Annotated in this window: 21 protein-coding genes; 10 read left to right on the top strand and 11 right to left on the bottom strand. The window is 71.8% G+C overall.

What is annotated here, in order from left to right; genetic code table 11:
* Position 1: 1 nt before the first annotated feature.
* A complete protein-coding gene (locus GGQ83_RS07305) occupies positions 2-691 on the top strand; it encodes an SDR family NAD(P)-dependent oxidoreductase (RefSeq protein WP_242534924.1) in 690 nt (229 codons plus the stop codon).
* Complete coding sequence (locus GGQ83_RS07300; protein WP_184383128.1) at positions 691-2,232, top strand: acyl-CoA synthetase; 1,542 nt, start codon at positions 691-693, stop codon at positions 2,230-2,232. The genes GGQ83_RS07305 and GGQ83_RS07300 overlap by 1 nt, the downstream gene beginning before the upstream one ends.
* A gap of 12 nt (positions 2,233-2,244) precedes the next feature.
* On the opposite strand, the gene GGQ83_RS07295 is transcribed toward GGQ83_RS07300, so the two are convergent.
* From GGQ83_RS07295 to GGQ83_RS07270, 6 genes are all read right to left on the bottom strand, one after another.
* The gene (locus GGQ83_RS07295) at positions 2,245-3,426 is read right to left on the bottom strand and encodes a PAS domain-containing sensor histidine kinase (protein WP_184383127.1); all 1,182 of its coding nucleotides are present in this window, start codon (positions 3,424-3,426) and stop codon (positions 2,245-2,247) included.
* Complete coding sequence (locus GGQ83_RS07290; protein ID WP_184383126.1) at positions 3,410-4,255, bottom strand: alpha/beta fold hydrolase; 846 nt, start codon at positions 4,253-4,255, stop codon at positions 3,410-3,412. Before GGQ83_RS07290 ends, GGQ83_RS07295 begins: the two co-directional genes overlap by 17 nt.
* A 248-nt stretch (positions 4,256-4,503) precedes the next feature.
* Entirely contained in the window at positions 4,504-6,603 is a 2,100-nt protein-coding gene (locus GGQ83_RS07285; RefSeq protein ID WP_184383125.1) for a hypothetical protein, read from the bottom strand.
* Positions 6,600-9,293, bottom strand: a complete 2,694-nt coding sequence (locus tag GGQ83_RS07280; RefSeq protein WP_221223469.1) for a DUF4159 domain-containing protein — start codon at positions 9,291-9,293, stop codon at positions 6,600-6,602. Before GGQ83_RS07280 ends, GGQ83_RS07285 begins: the two co-directional genes overlap by 4 nt.
* Positions 9,290-10,162: a DUF58 domain-containing protein gene (locus GGQ83_RS07275; protein WP_242534925.1), complete on the bottom strand. Its 873-nt coding sequence runs from the start codon at positions 10,160-10,162 to the stop codon at positions 9,290-9,292. Before GGQ83_RS07275 ends, GGQ83_RS07280 begins: the two co-directional genes overlap by 4 nt.
* Entirely contained in the window at positions 10,155-11,150 is a 996-nt protein-coding gene (locus GGQ83_RS07270) for an AAA family ATPase (protein ID WP_184383124.1), read from the bottom strand. The genes GGQ83_RS07275 and GGQ83_RS07270 overlap by 8 nt, the downstream gene beginning before the upstream one ends.
* 226 nt (positions 11,151-11,376) lie before the next feature.
* On the opposite strand from GGQ83_RS07270, the gene GGQ83_RS07265 reads away from it, so the two are divergent.
* The 5 genes from GGQ83_RS07265 to GGQ83_RS07245 are packed head-to-tail and all read left to right on the top strand — an operon-like array spanning position 11,377 to position 15,750.
* Positions 11,377-11,931: a DUF1285 domain-containing protein gene (locus GGQ83_RS07265; protein WP_340643614.1), complete on the top strand. Its 555-nt coding sequence runs from the start codon at positions 11,377-11,379 to the stop codon at positions 11,929-11,931.
* Positions 11,928-12,515 (top strand): NUDIX hydrolase, encoded by a 588-nt coding sequence (locus GGQ83_RS07260; RefSeq protein ID WP_311727518.1) that lies wholly within the window; start codon positions 11,928-11,930, stop codon positions 12,513-12,515. Before GGQ83_RS07265 ends, GGQ83_RS07260 begins: the two co-directional genes overlap by 4 nt.
* A gap of 39 nt (positions 12,516-12,554) precedes the next feature.
* A complete protein-coding gene (locus GGQ83_RS07255; protein ID WP_184383122.1) occupies positions 12,555-12,806 on the top strand; it encodes a hypothetical protein in 252 nt (83 codons plus the stop codon).
* 4 nt (positions 12,807-12,810) lie between these two features.
* Complete coding sequence (locus GGQ83_RS07250) at positions 12,811-13,980, top strand: CCA tRNA nucleotidyltransferase (RefSeq protein ID WP_311727517.1); 1,170 nt, start codon at positions 12,811-12,813, stop codon at positions 13,978-13,980.
* 9 nt (positions 13,981-13,989) lie between these two features.
* Positions 13,990-15,750 (top strand): ABC transporter ATP-binding protein, encoded by a 1,761-nt coding sequence (locus tag GGQ83_RS07245; RefSeq protein WP_184383120.1) that lies wholly within the window; start codon positions 13,990-13,992, stop codon positions 15,748-15,750.
* A 57-nt stretch (positions 15,751-15,807) separates the two neighbouring features.
* Here the strand turns inward: GGQ83_RS07245 and GGQ83_RS07240 are convergent, their stop codons facing one another.
* Genes GGQ83_RS07240 through GGQ83_RS07230 form a run of 3 tightly spaced genes read right to left on the bottom strand, consistent with a single transcriptional unit; the run spans position 15,808 to position 17,845 of the window.
* Positions 15,808-16,149 (bottom strand): DMT family transporter, encoded by a 342-nt coding sequence (locus GGQ83_RS07240; RefSeq protein WP_184383119.1) that lies wholly within the window; start codon positions 16,147-16,149, stop codon positions 15,808-15,810.
* Positions 16,146-17,105, bottom strand: coding sequence for a glycosyltransferase family 2 protein (locus tag GGQ83_RS07235; RefSeq protein WP_184383118.1), 960 nt, complete (start codon positions 17,103-17,105; stop codon positions 16,146-16,148). Before GGQ83_RS07235 ends, GGQ83_RS07240 begins: the two co-directional genes overlap by 4 nt.
* Positions 17,102-17,845, bottom strand: coding sequence for a class I SAM-dependent methyltransferase (locus GGQ83_RS07230; RefSeq protein WP_311727513.1), 744 nt, complete (start codon positions 17,843-17,845; stop codon positions 17,102-17,104). Before GGQ83_RS07230 ends, GGQ83_RS07235 begins: the two co-directional genes overlap by 4 nt.
* 188 nt (positions 17,846-18,033) lie before the next feature.
* On the opposite strand from GGQ83_RS07230, the gene GGQ83_RS07225 reads away from it, so the two are divergent.
* The 3 genes from GGQ83_RS07225 to GGQ83_RS07215 are packed head-to-tail and all read left to right on the top strand — an operon-like array spanning position 18,034 to position 20,730.
* The gene (locus GGQ83_RS07225) at positions 18,034-18,975 is read left to right on the top strand and encodes a DMT family transporter (RefSeq protein ID WP_242534927.1); all 942 of its coding nucleotides are present in this window, start codon (positions 18,034-18,036) and stop codon (positions 18,973-18,975) included.
* Complete coding sequence (locus GGQ83_RS07220; protein ID WP_184383117.1) at positions 18,959-19,852, top strand: DMT family transporter; 894 nt, start codon at positions 18,959-18,961, stop codon at positions 19,850-19,852. Before GGQ83_RS07225 ends, GGQ83_RS07220 begins: the two co-directional genes overlap by 17 nt.
* Positions 19,849-20,730 (top strand): MBL fold metallo-hydrolase, encoded by an 882-nt coding sequence (locus tag GGQ83_RS07215; protein WP_184383116.1) that lies wholly within the window; start codon positions 19,849-19,851, stop codon positions 20,728-20,730. Before GGQ83_RS07220 ends, GGQ83_RS07215 begins: the two co-directional genes overlap by 4 nt.
* On the opposite strand, the gene GGQ83_RS07210 is transcribed toward GGQ83_RS07215, so the two are convergent.
* Entirely contained in the window at positions 20,713-21,408 is a 696-nt protein-coding gene (locus GGQ83_RS07210) for an NUDIX hydrolase (RefSeq protein WP_242534928.1), read from the bottom strand. The genes GGQ83_RS07215 and GGQ83_RS07210 overlap by 18 nt on opposite strands.
* Positions 21,401-22,213 carry a nitroreductase family protein gene (locus tag GGQ83_RS20105; protein WP_242534929.1) on the bottom strand — a complete coding sequence of 271 codons (813 nt, stop codon included), beginning with the start codon at positions 22,211-22,213 and terminating at the stop codon, positions 21,401-21,403. Before GGQ83_RS20105 ends, GGQ83_RS07210 begins: the two co-directional genes overlap by 8 nt.
* Positions 22,214-22,215: the final 2 nt, after the last annotated feature.

Here is a 22,215-nt window from a genome sequence, read left to right as displayed (position 1 = left end):
CATGGCGGGTCTGGTCGCGGTGACGGGTGGCGCCTCGGGCATCGGGGCGGCGGTGGCGGAGGCGGTGCGGGAAGCGGGCGGTCAGTCCGCCGTGGCCGACCTGAACGCAGGCGCGAGGGCAACCCGCCTGGACGTGACCGATGACGCCGCGGTCGCCGCCTGGATGGAAGGGCTCGCGGGGCTCACGGGCCTCGTCTGCGCCGCCGGCATCTCGGCCAATACGCCAAGCCTAACGGCAGCCCCCGCAAGCTTCCGGCGCGTGTTGGAGGTGAACGTCACGGGCAGCTTCCTTGCGGCCCAGGCGGCGGCGCGGCGGATGGAGAAGGGGGGCTCCATCGTCTTCATCGCCTCGGTCTCGGGGTTGGTCGGCATGGCGGACCGCGTGGCCTATTCGGCCTCCAAGGCCGCCGTCATCAACATGGCGGCCGCCATGGCGGTGGACCTGGCCCCACGCGGCATCCGGGTGAACGCCATCTGCCCCGGCCCCGTCGAGACGCCCATGGTGCGCGAACTGCACGACGCTGCGACCCGAGCGGCCTGGCACGCCCGTGTGCCGCTGCGCCGCTATGCCGAACCAGGCGAGATCGCGCAGATGGCCCTCTTCCTGCTCGACCCCGCGCGCAGCGGCTATGTCACGGGCCAGGCCATCGCGGTGGATGGGGGCTTCTCCACGGCGGGGCTGATGCCGTGATGCTCGCGGCCAATCTGGGGCGGCTGCTGACCTGGACGGCGCGGCGTCTGCCGGCCGCACCCGCGCTGCGTTGGCGTGACCAAGTCTGGTCCTGGGCGGAAATGGACGGGCGCGTGGATCGCCTGGCAGCCGCCCTGCGCGGCCTTGGCGTGGCACCCGGCGACCGCGTGCTGGTCCATTCGCGCAATTCCAACGTGATGTTCGAGACGGTCTGGGCCTGCTGGAAGGCCGGCGCCGTCTTCGTCCCCACCAATGTCCGCCTGACGCCGGCCGAGGCCGCCTATCTCGGTGCCGCTTCGGGCGCGGTGGCCATGCTGCGGGACCACGGCTTCGCGGCACATGCCGATGCGGTGCGCGAAGCCAGCCCCGCCTGCCGCCTGGTGCTGGCCGTGGGCGATGCGCGGGCGGATGAGCACGAGGTGGAGGCGCTGATCGCCGCCACCCCACGCCCGGCCGCCGACCATGAGGCCGATGTGGACGCTGGCCATCCCGCCTGGTTCTTCTTCACCTCGGGCACCACCGGAAGGCCAAAGGCCGCGGTGTTGACCCATGGGCAGATGGGCTTCGTGGTGAACAACCACCTGGCCGACCTGATGCCCGGCCTGACCGAGCGGGATGTCTCGCTGGTGGTGGCGCCACTGAGCCATGGCGCGGGCATCCATGCGCTGGCGCAGGTGGCTCGCGGCGCCTGTTCCATCCTGCTGCCCGGCGAGCGGATGGACGCGGGCGAGGCCTGGCGGCTCATCGCGGAACACCGCGTCACCAACATGTTCACCGTGCCCACCATCCTGAACATGCTGGCCGCACACCCGGACGCGGCGCCGCACGCGCTGCGCCACGTCATCTACGCGGGTGCACCCATGTATCGCGCCGACCAGAAGCGCGCTCTGGAGCGGCTGGGCCCCTGCCTCGTGCAGTATTTCGGCATGGGCGAGGTGACGGGCAACATCACCGTGCTGCGCCCGGACCAGCACAGCCTCGATGATGCCGACCCGCGCGCGGGAAGCTGTGGCGTGCCGCGCACGGGGATGGACCTCGCGGTCGTGAACGCCCAAGGGTGGCGCCTGCCGCCGGGCGGGACGGGCGAGATCTGCGTGCGCGGCCCCGCCGTTTTCGCGGGCTATCACGACAACCCAGAGGCCAACGCGGCGGCCTTCCTTGATGGCTGGTTCCACACCGGCGACCTGGGGCACCTCGACGCCCAGGGCTTCCTTTTCATCACCGGCCGGGCGTCCGACATGTTCATCTCGGGCGGATCCAACGTCTATCCGCGCGAGGTGGAGGAGGCGCTGCTGACCCACCCCGATGTGCTGGAATGCGCCGTGGTGGGCGTGCCCGACGCGAAATGGGGCGAGGTGGGCGTGGCCTGCGTGGTGCCGCGCGGCGCGGCACCCGACCCGGCGGCGTTGCTGGCCCATCTCGCGCCCCTGCTGGCGCGCTACAAGCATCCGCACCGCTTCGTCTTCTGGGAGGAATTGCCGAAATCCGCCTATGGGAAGGTGCCGAAGTCGTTGCTACGGGCGAGGCTTGTGGGGGAATAGGCTCTCAGCCCTCTACGAAAGGAGCATTTCCTCCGCGGGCAGGTCGGGCGCGGCAAAGTGCAGGCAGATCACGCTCTCGCCCGCCGGCTCGGCGCGCAGCCGTATCGAGCCGCCGGCAAGCCGCAGCACCCGCTCGGCAAAGGCCATGCCGAGGCCCGCGCCCTCCAGGCCGCGATGCAGCACTTCCGGCGCCTCCAGTGGCGCGAGCAGGGCATGCAGCGCCTGTTCCGATTGCGACAGCGCGCTGCCCCCGAAGGTGATCGTCCCGCCGCCATCATGCGCCTCGATCCCGACCAGCAGCGTCGTCTCCGCCACGGCGCGCTGCGCGATGTCGCGGATGACGCCGCCCACCGCCTCGGCCGCGGCCTCGTTGGCGGTCACCATGGGGTCTTCCGGCCCATCGGACAGGCGCAGCGTCACGGCACGGCCGCCCAGCACCTCGCTGGCGATGCCCACGCCGCCCTGGACAAGTTCCCGCAGCCGCCGGGTGCGAAGCACGGGCGCGCGCCCCAGCGCATCGAGCCCGCCATAGCGTGTCGCATCCTCCAGCAGCCAGACCAGATGCCGCGCGGCCCCGCTCACTTCCGCCAGGTATTCGGCGCGCATGTCCTCATTGGGTACCAGGCCCGGCGTGGTCAGCAACTCCGCATAGCCGATGATCACATGGATGGGGCTGCGGAATTCATGGTTCATCGCCGAAAGGAAGCGGGACTTCGCCTCGCTGGCGGCATCGGCCAGGGCTCGCGCGCGGCGTGCCTCGGCCGCCGCCTGCTCCGCCTCCTCGCGCGCCGTCCACAACTCCCGCTCATAGCGCTGATAGGTCGTCGCGTCGAAGACGCTGGTCCGCACCCAGGGCGCGCCACCCCGCGCGTCCCGTTTCAGCCGCGAGGTCACCAGCACCGGCAGGCGGGTTCCGTCGGCGCGCAGCATCTCGAGCGCGATGCCGCCCGCCTGGCCGCTCAGCCGCAGCATCACCTTGTGCCGCGCCTCGTGCAGCATGCGCGCGGGCAGGGTGAGCAGGTCCTGGAAGCGCCGCGTCCCGACCACCGCCTCCGGCGTCACCCCCAGCCAATCCGCCAGGGTCCGGTTGATCCGGACGATCACGCCATCGGCCTCGCGATAGGAGACGTAGCCGCAGGGCGCGTCCTCGTAGAGTTCTTCGCTGCTCTCGGTGAATTCAGGATGCTCCGGCATGGGCGTCCACGGATGGCAGGCCCCGCACGAAGTCGAGGATGGCCGCCGCGGTCTCGCCGGGCGCGCTCAGATGCGGGCAATGGCCGGTTGCCTTCAGCAGCACGTAGCGGCTGTCGGGCACCTGGCGATGGACATATTCGCCCACACGCACCGGCGCGATGATGTCTTCCGAACATTGCAGCACCAGAACCGGCACGCGGATGCGGGGCAGGGCCGGGCGCAGGTCGGTGCTGAAGGTGAGGCGCGCGAAGCGCCGGGCCATGCGGCTGTCCATCCGGCAGACGCTGGCCGCCAGCTCCTCCGCCAATTCCGGTTGGTCCCCATTGGCCATGATGAGGGGCGACATGGTCGCCGCCCAGCCGGCCTGGTCGACCTCCAGCAGCGCGAGGAGGCTTTCGATGTCCTCGGCCGTGAAGCCGCCATCATAGGGGCCGTCCTTCATGTAGAAGGGCGAGGGGCCGACCATGGCCAGGCCGTGGAAGGCCGCGGGCGCGCGGATGGCGGCGAGCGCGCCGATCATCGCGCTGACCGAATGCCCGACCAGCACGACGGGTTCCGGTCCCAGCGCCGCGCGGATGTCCAGCAGGTCGTCCACATAGCCGTTGAGCGTGGAATATCGCTCCTCGTCATAGGCCGCCTGGGAGCCGCCACAGCCCACGAGGTCAAAGGTGGCCGTCCGGTAGTGCGGGCTGAAACGGGAGGTGATGTGCCGCCACATGCCATGGTCGCAGCCATAGCCATGGGCGAAGAGCAGGGTGGGCCGACCCGTGCCGGCAAGTTCGACATTGTGCCGCGCCAATACTGCCGGCGCGTCTTCCTTTACGGACATCCAGCGGAAGCTCCTTACGCCGGACTTTCGGGGATGGTCTGGCGAACTTCGTGATGGTTAACTGAAAAAAATGTAATGATTAATGGCTTCACCATGATAGACCTGATGGCGGGAACAGGAAAGCAAGGGCACCACCACGCACCTCGTGCAGCTTGTCCTGTATTTGTATTCCCACCAACTTGCTGCTGTGCGGCCGTATCTATGCGTAACTCCAGGATACGGTGCCAAAATTCGCCCTGTCCGCACCGCTACCGTGCCTCCCGCCGCCACCCCATCACCGCCACCCCCAGCAACAGCGCCAGCGCCAGCCAGGGCGGCAGCAGCGGCATGGCGGCGATGCCCGTCACCGTGTGGTCCTCGCGCTGGCGCAAGCCGATCCAGCCGGACCCCGCCGCATCCCGACTGGCCGCCACCCGGCGGATGTCCGGAATGGCCGGCCCGCCGCCCACATAGCGCGCGGCCCCGCCGGTGGCCGAGACCACGGGCCGCATCAGCGCCGGCTCGGCGCGCAGATCGGCGAATTCCGGCGGGTTGGCGGGCATGGCGGCGGCGAAGGCCTGGCGCCGTCCGTCACTGACCTGCCACAGCCCGGGCTGGTCGGCCGGGGCCTCGCCCATGGCGCGGCCGCTGCCCGCATCGCCCGAGAGGGTGAGGCGGCGGGTCGTGCCGTCCGGGGCGGTGATCGTCACCTCGGGCGGCGCCGTCCCCTCCACGCTGCGGCGCTGGACCAGGAGGCGGCCTTCCTCGATGCGGGCGGTCAGCGCCTCCTCCTCCAGCTCCGGCTCGCGCATCAGCCAATGGGCCACGCGGCGCAGCAATTCCTGCTGCGGCCCGCCGCCATCATAGCCGCGCGACCAGAGCCAGATGTGGTCCGACAGCATCAGCGCCACGCGCCCCTGGCCCACCCGGTCCAGCACCAGCAGGGGCGCGCCCTGGGCGCCCTCCATCACGGTGGTGCCGGCCCGCGCCTCGGTGCGGATGGTGCGATACCAGCGGCCCCAGGCGGCCTCAGTGCCCTCGTCGGGGTTGGCGCCGGTCAGCCCCTCGGTCACGGGATGGCGCGCGCCGGGGGGCGTCACGCGTGGGCGGAAGGGCTGCTCCGAGATGGCCTGGGCCGGGCTGAGCGGCCGCGCCGGCAGCACCGCGCCCAAGGGCGTGTTGGCGAGGCTGGTGCCGCCCACATATTCGGGCCCCACCGACAGCAGCAGCGCGCCCCCCTGGCGCACATACTCCGCGATGTTGCGCATGTAGCTGGGCGGCAGGATGCCGCGATTGGCGAAGCGGTCGAAGATGACCAGGTCGAATTCGCGCAGCTTCACCTGGAACAGCTCGCGCACCGGGAAGGCGATCAGCGCCAACTCGTTCAGCGGCGTCAGGTCATCCTTCTCGGGCGGGCGGAGGATGGTGAAATGCACCAGGTCCACGCCCGGATCGGCCTTCAGCAGACGCCGCCAGGTGCGCTGGCCGGCATGGGGCTCGCCGCTCACCAGCAGCACGCGAAGCCGGTCGCGCACGCCATTGATGGTGACGACGACGCGGTTGTTCACGTCGCTCACCTCATCGGGCCTCGCCTCGGCCATGATGTCGATGACCGAGGGGCCGGCGCGCTCGATGGGCAGCGAGATGCGGTGCTCCTGCCCCACGGGCACGCTCTGCGTCACCGGGGCCTCGCCGTCGCGCCGGAGCGTGATGCGCGCGCTGCCCTCGGGGCGCGGGTCGCCGAGGTCCTCCACGATGAGGCGCAGTTCCACCTCGCGGCCCACGATGCCGAAGCCCGGCGCCTCGATCAGGCGGATTCGGCGGTCCACCTCGCCCGCGCGGCCGGGCATCAGGACATGGACCGGGACGCCATCACCGGCCGACCAGTTGGCCTCGGTGGGCGCATCGTGCACCTGCCCGTCCGAGAGCATGATGACGCCCGCGAGCCGGGCCGCGGGCACATCGGCCAGCGCCCGGTCCAGCGCCGCGAAGCCGCGCGTGCCCTGGGTGCCGCCCTCCTCGATCTCGGCCACCCGCAGCTCCACGTCGCGCAGCCGGGCGATGCGCGCCTCGATTGCGGCGCGCGCGGTCTCCAGCGCGTCGGGCCGCCCGCGCACCGCCGCCATGCTGGCCGAACGGTCCAGCAGCAGCAGGGCGATGTCGGGCCGCGTCTCGCGCGTCTGCTCCACGAGGCGCGGCCCCGAGAGGGCCGCGATCAACAGCGCGAAGGCCGCGGCCCGCCACCACACGCCACGTGCCCCGCGCCAGAAGGCCGGCACCAGCACCAGCAGGGCGAGTGCGGCCAGCGCCCCGATCAGCCAGAGCGGCAGGACGGGGGCGAGGTCGAAGGTCAGCGCGGTACCCGTCAATTGCCGAGCCTTTCCAGGATGGCGGGCACATGGACCTGGTCGCCCTTGTAGTTGCCCGTCAGCGCGTAGATCACGAGGTTGGCCCCGAACCGGTAGGCCAGGGTGCGCTGCCGCGCGCCCCCCGGCACGGCCGCATGGATGTTCTGCCCGCCCGCATCCACCGCCCAGGCGCCGGCCCAGTCATGCCCGCCGATCACCACGGGACTCACGCTGTCATTGGCGCGGTCCTGCTCGCGGCTGACCCAGACGGTGCCGCCGGTGAAGCGGCCGGGCAGGTCGGCCAGCAGATAGAAGGCGCGGCGCAGCACATGGTCTTCCGGCACCGGGGCCAGCGGCGGGATGGCGAGGCCCTGCGTGACGCGCCGCAGCGCCGCCCGCGCGCCAGGGGCGAAGCCTTCGCCCGACCCCTCGTCGCGCGTGTCGAAGAGGATGATGCCGCCCTGGCGCATGAAGGTGTTCAGCGCCTCGATGGCGGTGGCGTCGAGCGCCGCGGCATCCGGCCGCACGGTGAAATAGAGCAGGGGGAAGAAGCTGAGGTCGTCGCGCCCCGGCACCACGCCCACCGGCTCGGCCAGGGCGGCGGCGGTGCGGCGGTTCACGAAATCCGACAGGCCGGCGAGACCTTGGTGCATGATCTGGTCCGTGCCCGCATCGCCGGTGACGACATAGGCCAGGCGCGTGACCAGCGCGTGCTGGCCCTCCTCGGTCGGCTGGGCCTGGCCGGCGCCGGGCAGCAGCAGCGCCAGCGCGAGCCCCGCCGCCCGCACGGGCCCCAGCAGCCCGCGCAGCCGCAGCGAGGCCAGCAGGTCCACCATCAGCAGCACCAGCGCCGCGGCGAGCAGCCATGGGCCGAGATCCTGCTCGGGCGGAATGCCCGCGATGGAGCGCAACGAGGTGCCGGCCGGTGGCGCGGCATGCAGCACGGGGGCGGGCAGGGTGGCGCCGAGGTTCAGCGCGCGGCGGAACCCTTCAGGCCCCTGGGTGCCATACCAGCCGGGCGGGTGCCGGGCGGAGGGCATGGGGTCCTCGCCGGGGGCGAGAGGCTGGGCGCCGGGGGGCGGGGCGGCGAGGCGCCCGAAACCGTCCAGCGCCTCCAACGGCGCCAGCATGCCCTCGCCCTCCTGCCCGGAGACGCCGGCCGAAAGCGCCACCAGCCGCCGCAGCATCTGCACGAAGAGGCCCGAGAGCGGCAGGTCTGACCATTCGGCGGTGGCGGTGACGTGGAACAGCACGATGCGCCCCTCGCCGCGCGATTCCGCCGTGACCAGCGGCGTGCCATCCGCCAGCCGCGCCCAGATGCGCTCGGCGAGCCGCGCCGAGGGCTCGGCCAGGACCTGGCGCGAGATGCTGACCTCGGCCGGCACGGGCAGGCCGGCGAAGGGCGAGCCTTCCGGGAAGGCGGCCAGGCGCTGTGGTTGTTCCCAGGACAGGGCGCCGCCCAATTGCCGCTCGGCGCGCAGTGGCACGGGCAGCAGCGGGTCCGGACGTTCGGCCAGCCGCGCCCCGGCGAAGCGGATCAGCGTGCCGCCCTCGTTCACGAAGCGCGTCAGCGCATCCAGCTCGGCGCCCGGTGCGATGGGGCGATCGGCCAGGATCAGCACGGAGAGGGGGCGGGCCAGCAGGCGCTCAGCCGTGTCGCGGCGCAGTTCGGCATAAGGAGCGAGGGCGCGTTCCAGGTAGAAGAGATCGCCGATCAAGGGTGTGTCGGCCGTCTCCTCCGCGCCGGGCAGCAAGCCCACGGGGCGGCGGCGGAAGCGTTCGTCCAGCAGGACCACGGCACCCGGCCCCGCTTCGCCCGTCAGGTCCAGGCGGAAGACGCGGTTGCGGATTTCGGTGGGCAGTTCCAGCACGGCCTCGCCCTCGGTGGCGCCGGCGGCGAGGCGGAACTCGGCCTGGGCCAGGGCGCGCCCGTCCTGGCCGCGGGCGATGACCTGTGCCTCGCTGGGCGCGCCCACGGGGGATTGGCGCAGGGTGACGCGCAGGCTGTCGCCCTCGGTGCGGGGCGGGCTGAGCAGGCGCACGGGCCGTCCATCGGCGCGGGCCAGGGTCAGGGGGCCGAGGGTGGCGAGGCGCGCCATCAGCGCGTCGGCAGCCGGGTTTGCGCGGTGGGACAGCCCGTCGGACAGATAGATCGGCGTCACCGCCCCCGGCGCCTGGGCGCGCCAGGCATCGAGCGCGGCCAGCGCCGCCGCCCGGTCCGGCGCCCAGGCGCGCGGCCGCAGCGCGGCAAGGCGTGGCGCCAAATCTTCGGCCGGCATGGGGCCGATCACGCGCGGCGGCTGCGCGCCCTCGCCGGGGGTGGTGGCGAGCAGGGCGGTGGGCCTTCCCTCGCGCCCCGCCCGGTCCAGCTCGGATTGCGCGATGGCGATGCGCAGCGGCCAGTCGGGGCCCGACGCCCAGCCGTCATCCACCACCAGCAGCAGCGTGCCGGTGCCCTGCGCCGCCCCGCCCGGCCCCCAGACCGGCCGCGCAAGGCCAAGAATGAGCAGCGCGGCGGCCAGCAGTCGCAGCAGCAGCACCCACCAGGGGGTGCGGGCGGGCGTTTCCTCGGTCAGCGGGAGGTCGCGAAGCAGGAGGGCGGCGGGGAAGGCCTGCCGGCGCGGCTGCGGCGGTGTCACGCGCAGCAGCCACCACAATATCGGCAGGGCGGGCAGGGCCAGCAGCAGCCAGGGCGCGGCGAAGCTGATCATGGCGCGGACCCCATGGCCTGCCACAGCGCCAGCAGCGCCGCCTGGGGCGGGTGGTCGGTGCGGTGGGTGAGGAACCCCCAATCCGCGGCACGCGCCATGGCGGCCAGCGCGGCACGGTGGGCGGCGAGGCGTTCGGCGTAGAGGACGCGCACCGTCTCCACGCGCGGGACCACCAGCGGCGCCTCACCCTCCAGCCCCTCGAAGACCACGCGGCCGTGATAGGGCAGGGTCTCCTCGGCGGGGTCCAGCACCTGCACCATCTGCCCGCGCAAGGGCCGGGCGGCGAAGGAGGAGAGTGTCGCCTGCACCTGCGGCAGCGGCTGCAGGAAGTCACTGAACATGACGAGGCGCGCATGGCGCGGCAGGGTCGCGTCGGCCTCGGGCGCGCCGACGCCTGGGCGCAGCAGCGCCGCCGCCAGGGCGGGCAGCGCGGCCCTTCCCATGAAGGCACGGCCCTGGCCGGGCAGCAGCCGCACCCGCTCGCCGCCGCGCAGCAGCAGCGAAGCGAGCGCCAGCAGCAGCAGATCCGCGCGATGCGCCTTGGGGTGCAGCCGCTTGTCGGAGCGCCATTCCATCGAGGCCGTGGGGTCGCGCCAGAGCAGCACCGTCTGCGCGGCCTCCCACTCCGTCTCGCGCACATAGAGCCGGTCTGAGCGCGCACTCTGCCGCCAATCCACGCGCGAGGCCGCATCACCCGCCGTATAGGGGCGGAACTGCCAGAAGGCATCGCCATGGCCGGCACGGCGACGTCCGTGGACACCCTGCATCACGGTGCTGGCCACGCGGTCGGCCTCGACCACCAACGCGGGCAGGCGGGCGGCCGCCGCCTCGGCGGCGGCGGCGGAGAGGCGGGGCGCCGCCTCAGCCAATGGAGGCCTTCAGGGCGCCGATGACCTCGGAAAGCTTCACGCCATCGGCCCGCGCCGAGAAGGAGAGCGCCATGCGGTGCCGCAGCACGGGTTCGGCCAGCGCCAGCACATCCTCCACGCTGGGCGAGAGGCGGCCATCCAGCACGGCGCGCGCGCGCGTCGCCAGCATCAGCGCCTGTGCGGCGCGGGGGCCGGGCCCCCAGGCCAGGTTCTCGCGCACCTCGCGCAGCCCGTCCTCGCTGGGGCGGGCGCCGCGCACCAGTTTCAGGATGGCGTCCACCACCTGCTCGCCCACCGGAATGCGGCGGATGAGGGCTTGGGCGGCCACCAGCTCGGCCCCGGTCAGCACCGGCTGGGCCTTGTCTTCCGCCGCACCGGTGGTGGCGAGCAGCATGGCGCGTTCGGCGGCCTCGTCGGGGTAGACGACCTCCACCTCCAGCAGGAAGCGGTCGAGCTGCGCCTCGGGCAGGGGATAGGTGCCCTCTTGCTCGATCGGGTTCTGGGTGGCCAGCACATGGAAGGGTTCGGGCAGCGGCAGCACGCGGCCGCCGATCGCGACCTTCCGCTCCTGCATGGCCTGCAGCAGGGCGGATTGCGTGCGCGGGCTGGCGCGGTTGATCTCGTCCGCCATGAGAAGCTGGCAGAAGATGGGGCCGGGCAGGAAGCGGAAGGCGCGGCGCCCTTCGGCATCCTCTTCCAGCACCTCGCTGCCCAGGATGTCGGCGGGCATGAGGTCAGGGGTGAACTGCACCCGCCGCTCGCCCAGGCCCATGACGGTGCCCAGCGTCTCGACGAGCTTCGTCTTGCCGAGTCCCGGCACGCCCACCAGCAGCACATGCCCGCCCGAGAGAAGGGTGATCAGCGTCTGCTCGACCACATCCTCCTGCCCGAAGATGACCCGGCCCACGGATTCCCGGGCCTTTTGCAGCCGGGCGCCGAGGGCTTCGATCTCGGCCAGCAGGGAATCTGCGTCGGACACTTCACCCATGCGGTTACGGTTCCCATATTGCTGTTCAGGAGAGATTGGGGGCGCGGTGCCTTGGCGCCACCCCTTTTCCCTTCCTTCGCGACGATGACCACTCATGCTTTGCACGTCAGGGAAGCCTATGCCGCCGGAACGTCGGAACAAAGCTCCGAATGGAGGCACACGGGAGGGAACGGTTCCGGAATGGGCCCGTGGACCGACCCAGTGCAAACCCTCCCAGGGCGCGACGCTGACGGGCGCGGGAAGCCCGCCACCCCGCCCCAAGCATGATTGCGGCGACCTGGACATGCGGATCGCCCGCGACGGGACCTGGTTCTACAAGGGCAGTCCCATCGGCCGTAAGGAACTGGTCTGCCTCTTCGCCTCGGTGCTCAAGCGTGAACCCGATGGCTCCTATCTCCTCGAAACCCCGGTCGAACGCGGCCGCATCACCGTCGAGGACGCCCCCTTCGTCGCCGTCGAGATGGTCTGGCGCCATTGCGATTGCGGCACCGGCCTCGCCCCCCAGCAATGCCTCACCTTCCGCACCAATTGCGACGAGGTGGTGACCGCGGGCCGCAAGCACCCCATCCGCATCCAGCTCGACCGCCGCACGCGCGAACCCCGCCCCTACGTCACCATCCGCCCGGGGCTGGAGGCCAAGATCAACCGCGCCGTGTTCTATGAGATGGTGGCGCTGGCCGTGACCGAGCGCATGGACGGGCGCGAGATCATGGGCGTCTGGAGCGAAGGGGTCTTCTTCCCCATTGACGAGGTCACCGCCCTCGACATGGCCGCGGAGTGAGCCCAGGCGAACTGCGCGACCGCCTCGCCCGTCCCCGAGTGTTCGAGGCGGCGCCCGCCATCCCCGCCATGGAAGAGCCCGGCCCCGCCACGCGGCTTTGCGCCGTGCTGGTGCCGCTGGTGCTGCATGACCACGGCCCTTCCGTGCTGCTGACGCGTCGGGCGGCGCATCTCTCCTCCCATCCCGGCCAGGTGAGCTTTCCCGGCGGCCGCATCGAGCCCGGCGAGACGCCCGAGCAGGCCGCCCTGCGCGAGGCGATGGAGGAGGTGGGGCTCGACCCCCGCTGGCCCGAGCTGACGGGCCGCATGCCCGTGCAGCGCACCCTCACGGGGTTCGAGATCACCCCGGTCATTGGCCTGCTGCGGCCGGGCTTCTCCCTCCAGCCCGATCCGGGCGAGGTGGCGCTGGCCTTCGAATTGCCGCTGGCCACCGTGCTCGACCCCAACGCCCCGCGCCGCGAACGCGCGGAATGGAAAGGACAGTTGCGCGAATACTGGGTCTGGCCACATGAGCAGGAGTTCATCTGGGGCGCCACCGCAACCATACTCGTTGAGCTCGCGCGGGGCTTGAGGGGGCAGGGCTGAGCGCCGCCCGCGCGTCATTATCTCCAGGGGTTTCCATTCATGGGCGTCGTTTTCGGACTGATCCTTTTCCTGCTGCCCTTCGGCATCTACGCGCTCTGGTGGTACCTCGCGGGGCAGCAGGAGGGCATCACCCCGCCGCCCTTGGTGCTGGGGCTGGCGGGCATCGCGGTGGTGATGACGGTGGGGCTTGCCTTCTATTATGGCCTGTCGCGCAGCATTGACCGCGACGAGGATTACGTGCCCGCCCGCATCGAGGGCAGCACCCCGCCCCCGGTGCAGCGCCAGCGCTGAGCCCGTGCCTGCCCCCGCCTTCCTGGCCGACCCCGCGCCGCGCGCCATCTTCGCGGCCCTGCCGGGGGCGCGCGCGGTGGGCGGCTGCGTGCGCGACCATCTGGCCGGGCTGCCGGTGCATGACATCGACATGGCCGCGCCCTTCCCGCCGGAGGAGATTGCCCGCCGCCTCGCCGCCGCGGGCTTGCGCGTCTTCGAGACGGGGCTCGCGCATGGCACCGTCACCGCCGTCCTGGACCGCGCGCCCATCGAGGTGACCTCGCTGCGGCGCGATGTCGTGACCGATGGCCGCCACGCCGAGGTGGCCTGGACCACCGACTGGGATGAGGACGCGGCCCGGCGTGACTTCACCATCAACGCCATGTCCGTGGAGGGCGATGGCACGCTGCACGACCCCTTCGGCGGCGTGGCCGACCTCGCCGCGCGGCGGGTGCGCTTCGTGGGCGATGCGGCCACGCGGCTGGCGGAGGACTACCTCCGCGCGCTGCGCTTCTTCCGCTTCCAGGCGCGCTATGGCGGCGAGGTGCCCGATGCGGAGGCGCTGGCCGCCATCCGCGCCGCCGTGCCGGGACTGGCCCGCCTTTCGGCCGAACGGGTCTGGAGCGAGATCAAGCGCCTGCTGGCCGCGCCCGACCCGCGCGCGGCCCTCACGCTGATGGCGGAAAGCGGCGTGCTGCCTGCCATCCTGCCCGAGGCCGGCGCGCCCGCGCGGCTCGATGCCGCCGTGGCGCGGGGCGAGGGTGATGTGCTGCTGCGCCTGGCCCTGCTGCTGCCAGTGGGCACGGACATCGCGGCCCTGGCGCGCCGGCTGAAATTCTCGGGCGAGGAGGCGGCGCGGCTGCGCGCCCTGCACGCCATCGGGACGGTGCCCGCCGACCCCACCGACCCCCGCGCCTGCCGGCGCTTCGCGGCCGAGGTGACGGCGCGCGGCCATGCCCGACCCGGTGAGGTGGCCCTGGTGGCCGCCGCGCAGGGGCGCGATGAGCTTTCCCCCCTGTTCGACCTCGGCCCGGGGCCGGACTTCCCGCTCCAGGGGCGGGACGCCCTGGCCTTGGGCGTGCCGCCCGGTCCGCGCGTGGGCGCCCTTCTGGCCACGACCCGCGCCTGGTGGCTGGAAGGCGGCGCCGAGGCCGGGCGCGAGGCTTGCCTGGACCACCTGCGCGGCTTGCTTTAGCCGGGGGCCATGCCTGCAACCCCCTTGGCCGAAACCGCCTCGCTGCCCCTCATCCGTCGCCTCTGGCGCGAACACCTGGTCCATGAGCGGCGGCGCTTCTTCCTGGCCATGCTGTTCACCCTGGGGCTGGCGGCGAGCACGGCGATCTATCCCATCATCATCCAGCAGGCCTTTGACCTGTTCACCGCGGGGCGGACCGAGGCGCTGGTCTGGCTGCCCCTGGTCATCATCCTGGCCACCTCGCTACGCGCGGCCTTCATGTATCTCCAGCAGGTCAACCTGCACGGGGCGGCGCTGGGCACCATCGAGCACATTCAGAACGGGCTGTTCGGCGCGCTGACCCGCGCGGACTACGCCACCATCGCCGCCGAGGCCCCGGCGCGCCAGGCCATGCGCTTCACCACCGACGCCGCCGCCATCCGCGAGGCCATCGCGCGCAGCCTGAACGGGGCGGGGGATGCGCTGACCATTGTGGGGCTGGTGGCCTCGATGCTGTGGCTCGATTGGCAATTGGCGCTGATGGCGGCGCTTCTTTATCCCATCGCGGCCTGGCCCATCGCGGTCATCGGCAAGCGGGTGCGGCGGGCGGCGCGGGGCATGCAGGACCGGGCGGGCGACACCTCCGCCCTGCTGAACGAGAGTTTCGCGGCCGCCCGCGTGGTCCGCACCTACCGGCTGGAGGCGCAGGAGGAGGGCCGGGCCCGCCAGGCCTTCGCCGCCCTGCGCGAGAGCCTGCTGCGGATCGTTCGCGCCCGCGCACGGGTGGACCCCATCCTGGAGGTGCTGGGCGGGCTGACCGTGGCGCTCGTGCTGCTGGTGGTGGGTTGGCGGGTGACGACGGGTCAGGGAACCATCGGCGAGTTCACGGGCTTCGTGGCGGCGGTGCTGATCGCGGCGCGGCCGGTGCGCGCCCTGGGCAGCCTGAACGCCGCGCTTCAGGAGGGGTTGGCCGGGCTGAACCGCGTCTTCGGCGTGATGGACACGCCGCGCCGCGTGACCGACGCCCTTGCCGCGCAACCGCTGCCCGCCGGCCGCGGGGCGCTGCGCTTCGAGGGGGTGGGCTTCCACTACCCGGGCAGCGAGATCCCGGCCATCGAGCGGCTCGATTTCGTGGCGGAGCCTGGGCAGACGGTGGCGCTGGTCGGGCCGTCCGGGGCGGGGAAGTCCACCGCCATCGCCCTGCTGCCGCGGCTGCATGACGCGACGGCCGGGCGCATCCTGCTGGATGGCGCGGATGTGCGGGAGGTGACGCTGGCCTCGCTGCGCGACGCCATCGCCTTCGTGGGGCAGGAGGCGGTGATCTTCGACGACACGGCCCTGGCCAACATCGCCTGCGGTCGTCCTGGCGCCACCCGCGCGGAGGTCGAGGAAGCCGCCCGCGCCGCCCAGGCCCATGCCTTCCTGGAAGCGCTGCCGCAAGGCTACGACACGGTGCTGGGGCCGGGCGGGGGCAGGCTCTCGGGCGGGCAGCGCCAGCGCGTGAGCCTCGCCCGCGCCCTGCTGCGCGACCCGCGCGTGCTGCTGCTGGACGAGGCCACCAGCGCACTGGACGCAGAGAACGAGGCCGCGGTGCAGGAGGCCCTGGCCCGGCTGCGCCAGGGGCGGACCACTCTGGTGATCGCGCACCGGCTGGCCACCGTGCAGAACGCAGATCGCATCGTCGTCGTGGACCAGGGGCGTGATGTGGAACAGGGCACCCATGCGGAGCTGATGGCGGCGGGCGGGCTCTATGCCCGGCTGGTGCGGACCCAGGCCTTCACGGCCGAATGAACCCAGGCGCCCGGCCGATTCACGGCGTCGGCAGAACGCCGCCGCCGATCGGACGCGTCACGCCGTCGCCAGCAGCACCACCCCTGTCGCGATGAGGAAGACGGCGGCCAGCTTCTGCGCCCCCAGCGGTTCCTGGAAGAAATACCAGCCGATGGCGGCGATCACGACATAGCTCGCCGCCGTGCACGGCAGCGCCACGCTCATCGGGATGCGGCGCAGCGCCAGGATGTAGAGCAGGGCGCCGGCGCCATAGAAGCCGATGCCCAGGATGGTCTGCCAGCGCAGCAATTGCAGAAGGAAGGACATCTGCGCCGCCGCGTCGGCGCCCGCCTTCAACAACACCTGCCCCACCAGCGAGGAGGTGATGGCCGCGGCCAGGGCCGCCCAGTAGATGCTCATTCGGCGCGAACCGGCGCGCGTGCCTGGATGACCTCGCGCACCACCCCCTGCGGCTTGCCATTGGCCGAGAGGAAGGCCCGGCCGACATATTCGCCGAGCAGACCCAGCATCATGAACTGTGCGCCGGAAACGAGCAGGATGAGCACCATGGTCGAGGCCCAGCCGGAGGGCGTGTAGAAGAACAGGGCCTCGATCACCACCACCAGCGCCAGCAGGAAGCCCAGCGCGCCCATGGCGACACCCGCCATGGTGGCGAAGCGCAGCGGCAGGATGGAGAAGTTGGTGGCGAGGTTCAGCCAGAGCCGGATCAGGCGGCGCATGGTGTAGTTGGACCGGCCCTCGGCGCGCGGGTAATGCGCCACCTCGATGGAGGCGATGCGCTGCGTCACCTGCATTATGAGGCCGTCAATGTAGGGGTAGGGGCCGGTGTATTTCACGACCTCCTGCGCCACCAGGGCGCTCATGCAGCGGAAGGAGGAGAGGTAGAGGCCCTTGGGCTTGTCCAGCAGCGAATCCGCGACCTTGTTGGCGAACTTGGAACCCAGGTTGCGCCAGCCCTCATGCTCCTTCTTGGCGTAGCGCGTGTACACCACGTCCCAGCCGCCCAGTCGCGCGTGGTCGTAGAGGCGGATCACCTCCTCCGGCGGGTTCTGGAGGTCGTCATCCATGTTGATGATGTAGGCGCCGCGGGCATGGCGCAGCCCGGTCAGCACCGCGTTGTGCTCGCCGAAATTGCGCGCGTGCTCGATGTAGGTCAGCGGCACGGTGGCCGTCTCGGCCAGGCGCCGGCACACATCGCCGCTGTCATCGGGGCTGCCATCATTCACCAGGACGATCTCGATGCCGCCCGCGGGCTTCAGGGCGGAGAGGGCCTCCACCAGCTTCCCCACCGTGGCGGCGCCACGATAGACGGGAACGACGATGGAAAGCCCCACGGGGTATTGGGTCTCGGTCATGAAACGGGTCCGGGCTTGCGGGCTGTGGCGAGGATGGACCCCCCGGCGGGAAAGCGCAGACCCGCGCGAAGCATCGCGGATTCCAACGCGCAGATGCCGTGGAGGCTGCGATCGAGCCAGGGGGGAAAGGGCTTCACGTCGGAGGCGGCGTGGTCGTCGCGCTTCACCAGGCGCCGTTGCAGCAACATCAGCGGCAGCAGCAGGCTGTTCCAGTGGCGGGGTGAAATCTCGGCGAGGCCGGCGGCGGCGAGCTTGCCCGCCACCTCGCCCCGCGCATAGCGGCGCGCATTGTGGACCCGCGCGTCATGTGCCGAGCGGAGCCATCCATGCGCGGGAAGGTTCAGAACCAACAGGCCGCCTGGCCGAAGCACGCGGGCGAACTCGGCCAGGGCCGTGCTTTCGTCCACGGCCGCATGGGAGAGCACGTCCAGACTCACCACCGCATCGAAGCTGGCATCGGGGAAGGGCAGGGCGTTGACCGTGCCGGCTGCGACCGCGGCACCGGCCTTGGTGGCGGCGCGGCGGGCGGCGTCGGGAGCGTATTCCACGCCGAAGAGGGGCGCGCCCGGGCGGGCGGCGCGCAGCCTGGCCAGCAGGCCGCCGGTGCCGCAGCCGGCGTCCAGGATGCGCGCATCGGCGGGCAGCGCCGCCAGCGCGGCCAGGGCATGGCCGTGCAGGCTGCGATACCACCACATGCGGTCCTCGACCGCATCCATCAGCGCGTATTCGGTTTGCTCCACCTTGCCCTTCTGTGCCCTGATCGTGGCGAACACCAGCCCCCATGATGGCGGGGGCAGGGCGGCGTCTGTCACTGATGGACAGCGGGCGGCTCAGGGGCGAAGACTGCACCGGACGTGCGGGACGGAGAAGATGGCGCTGCGACAGAAGGGGGCCCGGGTCCCGAAGCGCGTCATACGGGACGCCGCACTTGCGTAACGATCCCATTCCGGGCCGTTCCACCAGCGGCGAGGCCGCGGTGCGCGGCATCGCGCTGGCGGCGCTGGGCTACTTCATCATCACCGGGGCCGATGCGGCGGTGAAATACGCCCTGCCCGAGGTCGGCGTGGCCGGCGCCATGCTCTGGCGCGGGGTGGTGGGGGCGCTGGCCGTCGCTGTCATCGCGCGCGGGCGTGGGCTTTGGCCGCGCAACACGCGCCTGGTGCTGGGGCGGTCCTTTCTGCACTGCTCGGTCTCGGCGCTGTGGTATGTGGTGTGGCTGGCGGGGCTGGGCCTCGCGGATTCCTACGCCGTGGCCGCCGCCGCGCCCCTGCTGATGACGCTGCTGGCCATTCCCATGCTGGGCGAGGCGGTGGGCTGGCGGCGCTGGATCTCCTGCCTGCTGGGTTTCTCGGGCGTGCTGTTCATGCTCCAGCCCGGCGGCGACCTGTGGCGGTGGGAGGTGGCGCTTCTGCTGGTCGCGGTGGTGGGGGTCGCGGTCAGTCGCATCTGGACCCGGACGCTGGCCAGCACGGATACGGCGGCCACCATCGCCTTGTGGCTGATGCTGATGCACATCCCGCTCGGCCTCGCCCTGCTGCCGGTGACGGCGCTGTGGCCGGAGGGGCGACCGCCCAACCTGTTTCCCTCCTGGCCGATGTTCTTCCTGCTGCTGTTCTTCGGCGTGTCCAATGCCATCGCGCACCTGCTCTTCGCCCGCGCCTTCGCGCTGACGCGGGTGGCCTCGCTCGCGCCGCTGGAATACACCCCGCTGCTCTGGGGCCTGGTGCTGGGCTTCGTGATCTTCGCGGAGGTTCCGGCCTGGACCACCCTGGCGGGCGCCGCCGTGGTCATCGCCGCCGGCATCTACAACCTGCACCGCGAGCGCGTGCGCCGCGCCGAGGAAAGGGCGAGACATGGCGCTGCGTCATGATGCGAGGCGCGGGGCGCTGCTCATGCTGGGGGCCACCGCGCTGTTCACCCTGATGGGGGCGCTGGTGAAGCTGGTGGGCGACCGCATCCACTTCCTGGAGATCATGTTCTTCCGCAGCGTGCTGGCCCTGCCGGTGGTGCTGCTGATCGTGGCGCGGATGGGCCATGGGGTGCGGCTGCGCACCCAGCGCCTGCCGCAGCATGTGGGCCGCGCCCTGACGGGCACCATGGCGATGAGCTGCGCCTTCTTCTCGCTGACCGTGCTGCCGCTGGCCGAGCAGACGGCACTGACCTTCACCACGCCGCTCTTCGTCACCCTGCTGGCCATCCCCTTTCTGGGCGAGCGGGTGGGCATCCATCGGTTCAGCGCCGTGTTGCTGGGCTTCGGCGGCATCCTGGTCATCGCGCTGGGGCAGGGGGCCTTCCAGGGCCGCATCGATCCCTGGATCGCGCTGGGCATGTCCATCGCGGTGATGCATGGCGTCTTCTCGGCCATGACGACGCTGCTGGTGCGCAGCCTGTCCGCCACCGAAAGCTCCACCACCATCGTCATCTGGCAGTCCATTCTCATGACGTGCTTCACCGGGCTCGCCCTGCCCTTCGTCTGGGTGACGCCCACGCCCTGGGAATTCCTGCTGCTGATGGGGGTTGGGCTGGTGGGTGGCATCGCGCAGGTGATGCTGACGGAGGCCTATGCCTCGGCGCAGGTCTCCTCGCTGGGGGCCTATTCCTACACGGGCATCCTCTGGGCGGTGCTGCTGGGCTGGATCTTCTTCGGCGACACACCGGGCATCGCGACCTTCCTGGGCGCCGGATTGATCGTGCTCGCCGCCCTCTACATCATGCAGCGAGAAATGCGCCGAGGAGTGAAGCGTTGAACGTCCCCTTCCTGCGAGACGACCCCCTCGAATACGGTGGGGTGGAACACATCGCCCCCGGCGTGCGGCGGGTGCTGTGCAACAACCCCTCGGCCTTCACCTTCCGCGGCACCAACACCTACCTGATCGGTGGCGGCAAGTCGGTCGCGGTGCTGGACCCGGGGCCGGAGGATGCCGCGCACCTCCAGGCCATCCTGGCCGCCACCAGCGGCGAGACCATCACCCATGTCATCGTCTCCCACACCCACCGGGACCATTCGCCGGGTGCGCGCGCGCTGCAAGCCGCGACGGGCGCGCCGAGCTATGCCCATGGCCCCCACGCCACGCCCCCGCATGATGGGCAGGAGGGCGGAGACCATGCCTTCATGCCCGATGTGCGCGTGCCCGATGGTGGCAGCATCGAGGGCGCGGATTGGCGCCTGACCGCGCTGTTCACGCCCGGTCATTGCGGCAACCATCTTTGCTTTGCCCTCGACGGCACCGGCATCCTGTTCAGCGCCGACCATGTCATGTCCTGGTCCACCAGCGTGGTCAGCCCGCCCGATGGCGACATGCGCGCCTATCGCGACAGCCTGGCGAAGCTGCGCGCGCGCGAGGGGCAGGACCGGCTCTACCTCCCCGGCCATGGCCCGAAGCTGCCCGACCCCATGCCCTTCCTCGATGCGCTGAACCTCCACCGGCAGAAGCGCGAGGCGCGCGTCGTGGCGGCCCTGCGCGAGCACGGCCCGGCGACGGCGGAGACGCTGATCGGCCCCGTCTATGGCCCGCTCGACCCGCGCCTCGTGCGCGCGGCGGGGCGGAGCCTGCTGGCGCAGCTCATCATGCTGGAAGGCGAGGGCGCGGCCATCCGCGAGGGTGAGCTATGGCGCCTCGCTTGAGGGCCATTTGCGTTCCGCGGAAAAGCGGTCGCGGCCCTTGATGGCCATCAGCGCGCGGGCGTCGCGCGCTGGCTGGTCCATGCCGAGCCAGGCCTGGAATTCCTCCAGGATCATGGCCGTGATCCGCATCACGGGCTGGCCCGCGAGGCCGGTGAGCGGGAAGAAGCGCAGCTCCTCCAGCTCACCCGAGCCGCGGAGTTCGCCATGCGCGGCGCTGGCGGGTGCCACCAGGAAGCGTGCATGAAAGCGGATGGGCCGGCCGGCCGGCGTGATGGCGCGGCTGAGATAGTCCATGCAGCTCAGATCAGGCGCGACGCGCCCGCCGCGCATCTCGCCCAGCACCAGCGCGGTTTCCTCGTGCAGCTCGCGGGCGGCGGCCACGGCCAGCGCGCGGGCGAGGCTGGCCTGCGAGGAGAGCCGCAACATGGCGAGCGTGGGCGCGCGCAACTCGCTAAGCGCCGGTGCCTTGTAGTCGGTGCGATCCACCCGCCCGCCGGGAAAGACCAGCACGCCCGGCATGAAGCGCAGCGCGTGGTGGCGGCGGCCCATCAGCACCTCGGGGCCGGAGGGACCGTCGCGCCACAAGACGAGGCTGGCCGCATGGCGGGGATGGACGCGGCGGCGCGTGACGCCCGCCGCATCGGCGCTGCCGGGATTGTCGGCCGTGGGTTCAGTCAAGGGCGAAGCCGCGCGAGCGCAGCCAGGCGCGGAAGCCCGCGCGTTCCGGCACCGAGAGCTGGCGGGCCACGTTCTCGGTCCAGCTGCAGCCCTCCGGCGCCGGGCCGTGGATTTCCGGGTAGCGCGGCTTGGCGCGTTCGCGCCTTGCGTCATAGGCGGAGAGGGCCTGCGCCTCGCCGGACGCATCATAGCGTTCGCGGTGGATGGTGACGGAGGGCGGCAGGCGGGCGGAGGGCTCGTTGCGCGCCTCGGGCACGCCCAGCGTCAGGCCGGCGATGGGGAAGACGCCCTTGGGCAGGCCGAGCAGCGGGCCGACCTTCTCCATGTGGTTCCGCACATAGGAGATGGGGCAGGTGCCCAGGCCCGCCGCATCGGCCGCCGCGATGGTCATGCCCATGGCGAGCGCGGCATCCACCGTCGCGTTCAGCACGGTGTCCAGGTTGTCATTGGCATGTTCGCGTCCCGCGCGCTCGCAGATGTCGCGGCCACGGCGCACATCGGCGCAGAAGACGAGGAAGACCGGCGCCTGCTTGATCCAGGGCATGGTGCCGATCCAGTCCGCGATGGCCGCGATCTTCGCCGCATCGCGCAGCACGACCACTGACCATTGCTGCATGTCGCTCTTGGACGGCGCGGAGGAAGCGGCGGCCAGCACCGTGTCCAGCAGCGAGTCGGGCACGGGTTGGGCCGCGTAGCGGCGCGTCACGCGGCGGTCGAGGATGGCGCCGAGCGCGTCCGGGATGTCGGCCGGGGGATTGAAGGGGAGGTGGCCGTAGCGGGCCTCGATCAGCGTCTTCGGGTCCATGC

It is taken from the genome of Roseococcus suduntuyensis (genome assembly GCF_014196305.1).
Classification (GTDB): Bacteria; Pseudomonadota; Alphaproteobacteria; order Acetobacterales; family Acetobacteraceae; genus Roseococcus; species Roseococcus suduntuyensis.
The sequence above is the reverse complement of the archived record's forward strand: the minus strand, read 5'-3'. Positions and strand labels throughout refer to the sequence as shown.

Bases quoted from the DNA above. Each gene is read 5' to 3' on its own strand.
- GGQ83_RS07240 (WP_184383119.1), bottom strand. From the start codon at position 16,149: ATGAGCATCTACTGGGCGGCCCTGGCCGCGGCCATCACCTCCTCGCTG.
- GGQ83_RS07290 (WP_184383126.1), bottom strand. From the start codon at position 4,255: ATGTCCGTAAAGGAAGACGCGCCGGCAGTATTGGCGCGGCACAATGTC.
- GGQ83_RS07305 (WP_242534924.1), top strand. From the start codon at position 2: ATGGCGGGTCTGGTCGCGGTGACGGGTGGCGCCTCGGGCATCGGGGCG.
- GGQ83_RS07235 (WP_184383118.1), bottom strand. From the start codon at position 17,105: ATGACCGAGACCCAATACCCCGTGGGGCTTTCCATCGTCGTTCCCGTC.
- GGQ83_RS07295 (WP_184383127.1), bottom strand. From the start codon at position 3,426: ATGCCGGAGCATCCTGAATTCACCGAGAGCAGCGAAGAACTCTACGAG.
- GGQ83_RS07280 (WP_221223469.1), bottom strand. From the start codon at position 9,293: ATGATCAGCTTCGCCGCGCCCTGGCTGCTGCTGGCCCTGCCCGCCCTG.
- GGQ83_RS07270 (WP_184383124.1), bottom strand. From the start codon at position 11,150: ATGGGTGAAGTGTCCGACGCAGATTCCCTGCTGGCCGAGATCGAAGCC.
- GGQ83_RS07220 (WP_184383117.1), top strand. From the start codon at position 18,959: ATGGCGCTGCGTCATGATGCGAGGCGCGGGGCGCTGCTCATGCTGGGG.
- GGQ83_RS20105 (WP_242534929.1), bottom strand. From the start codon at position 22,213: ATGGACCCGAAGACGCTGATCGAGGCCCGCTACGGCCACCTCCCCTTC.
- GGQ83_RS07255 (WP_184383122.1), top strand. From the start codon at position 12,555: ATGGGCGTCGTTTTCGGACTGATCCTTTTCCTGCTGCCCTTCGGCATC.
- GGQ83_RS07300 (WP_184383128.1), top strand. From the start codon at position 691: ATGCTCGCGGCCAATCTGGGGCGGCTGCTGACCTGGACGGCGCGGCGT.
- GGQ83_RS07245 (WP_184383120.1), top strand. From the start codon at position 13,990: ATGCCTGCAACCCCCTTGGCCGAAACCGCCTCGCTGCCCCTCATCCGT.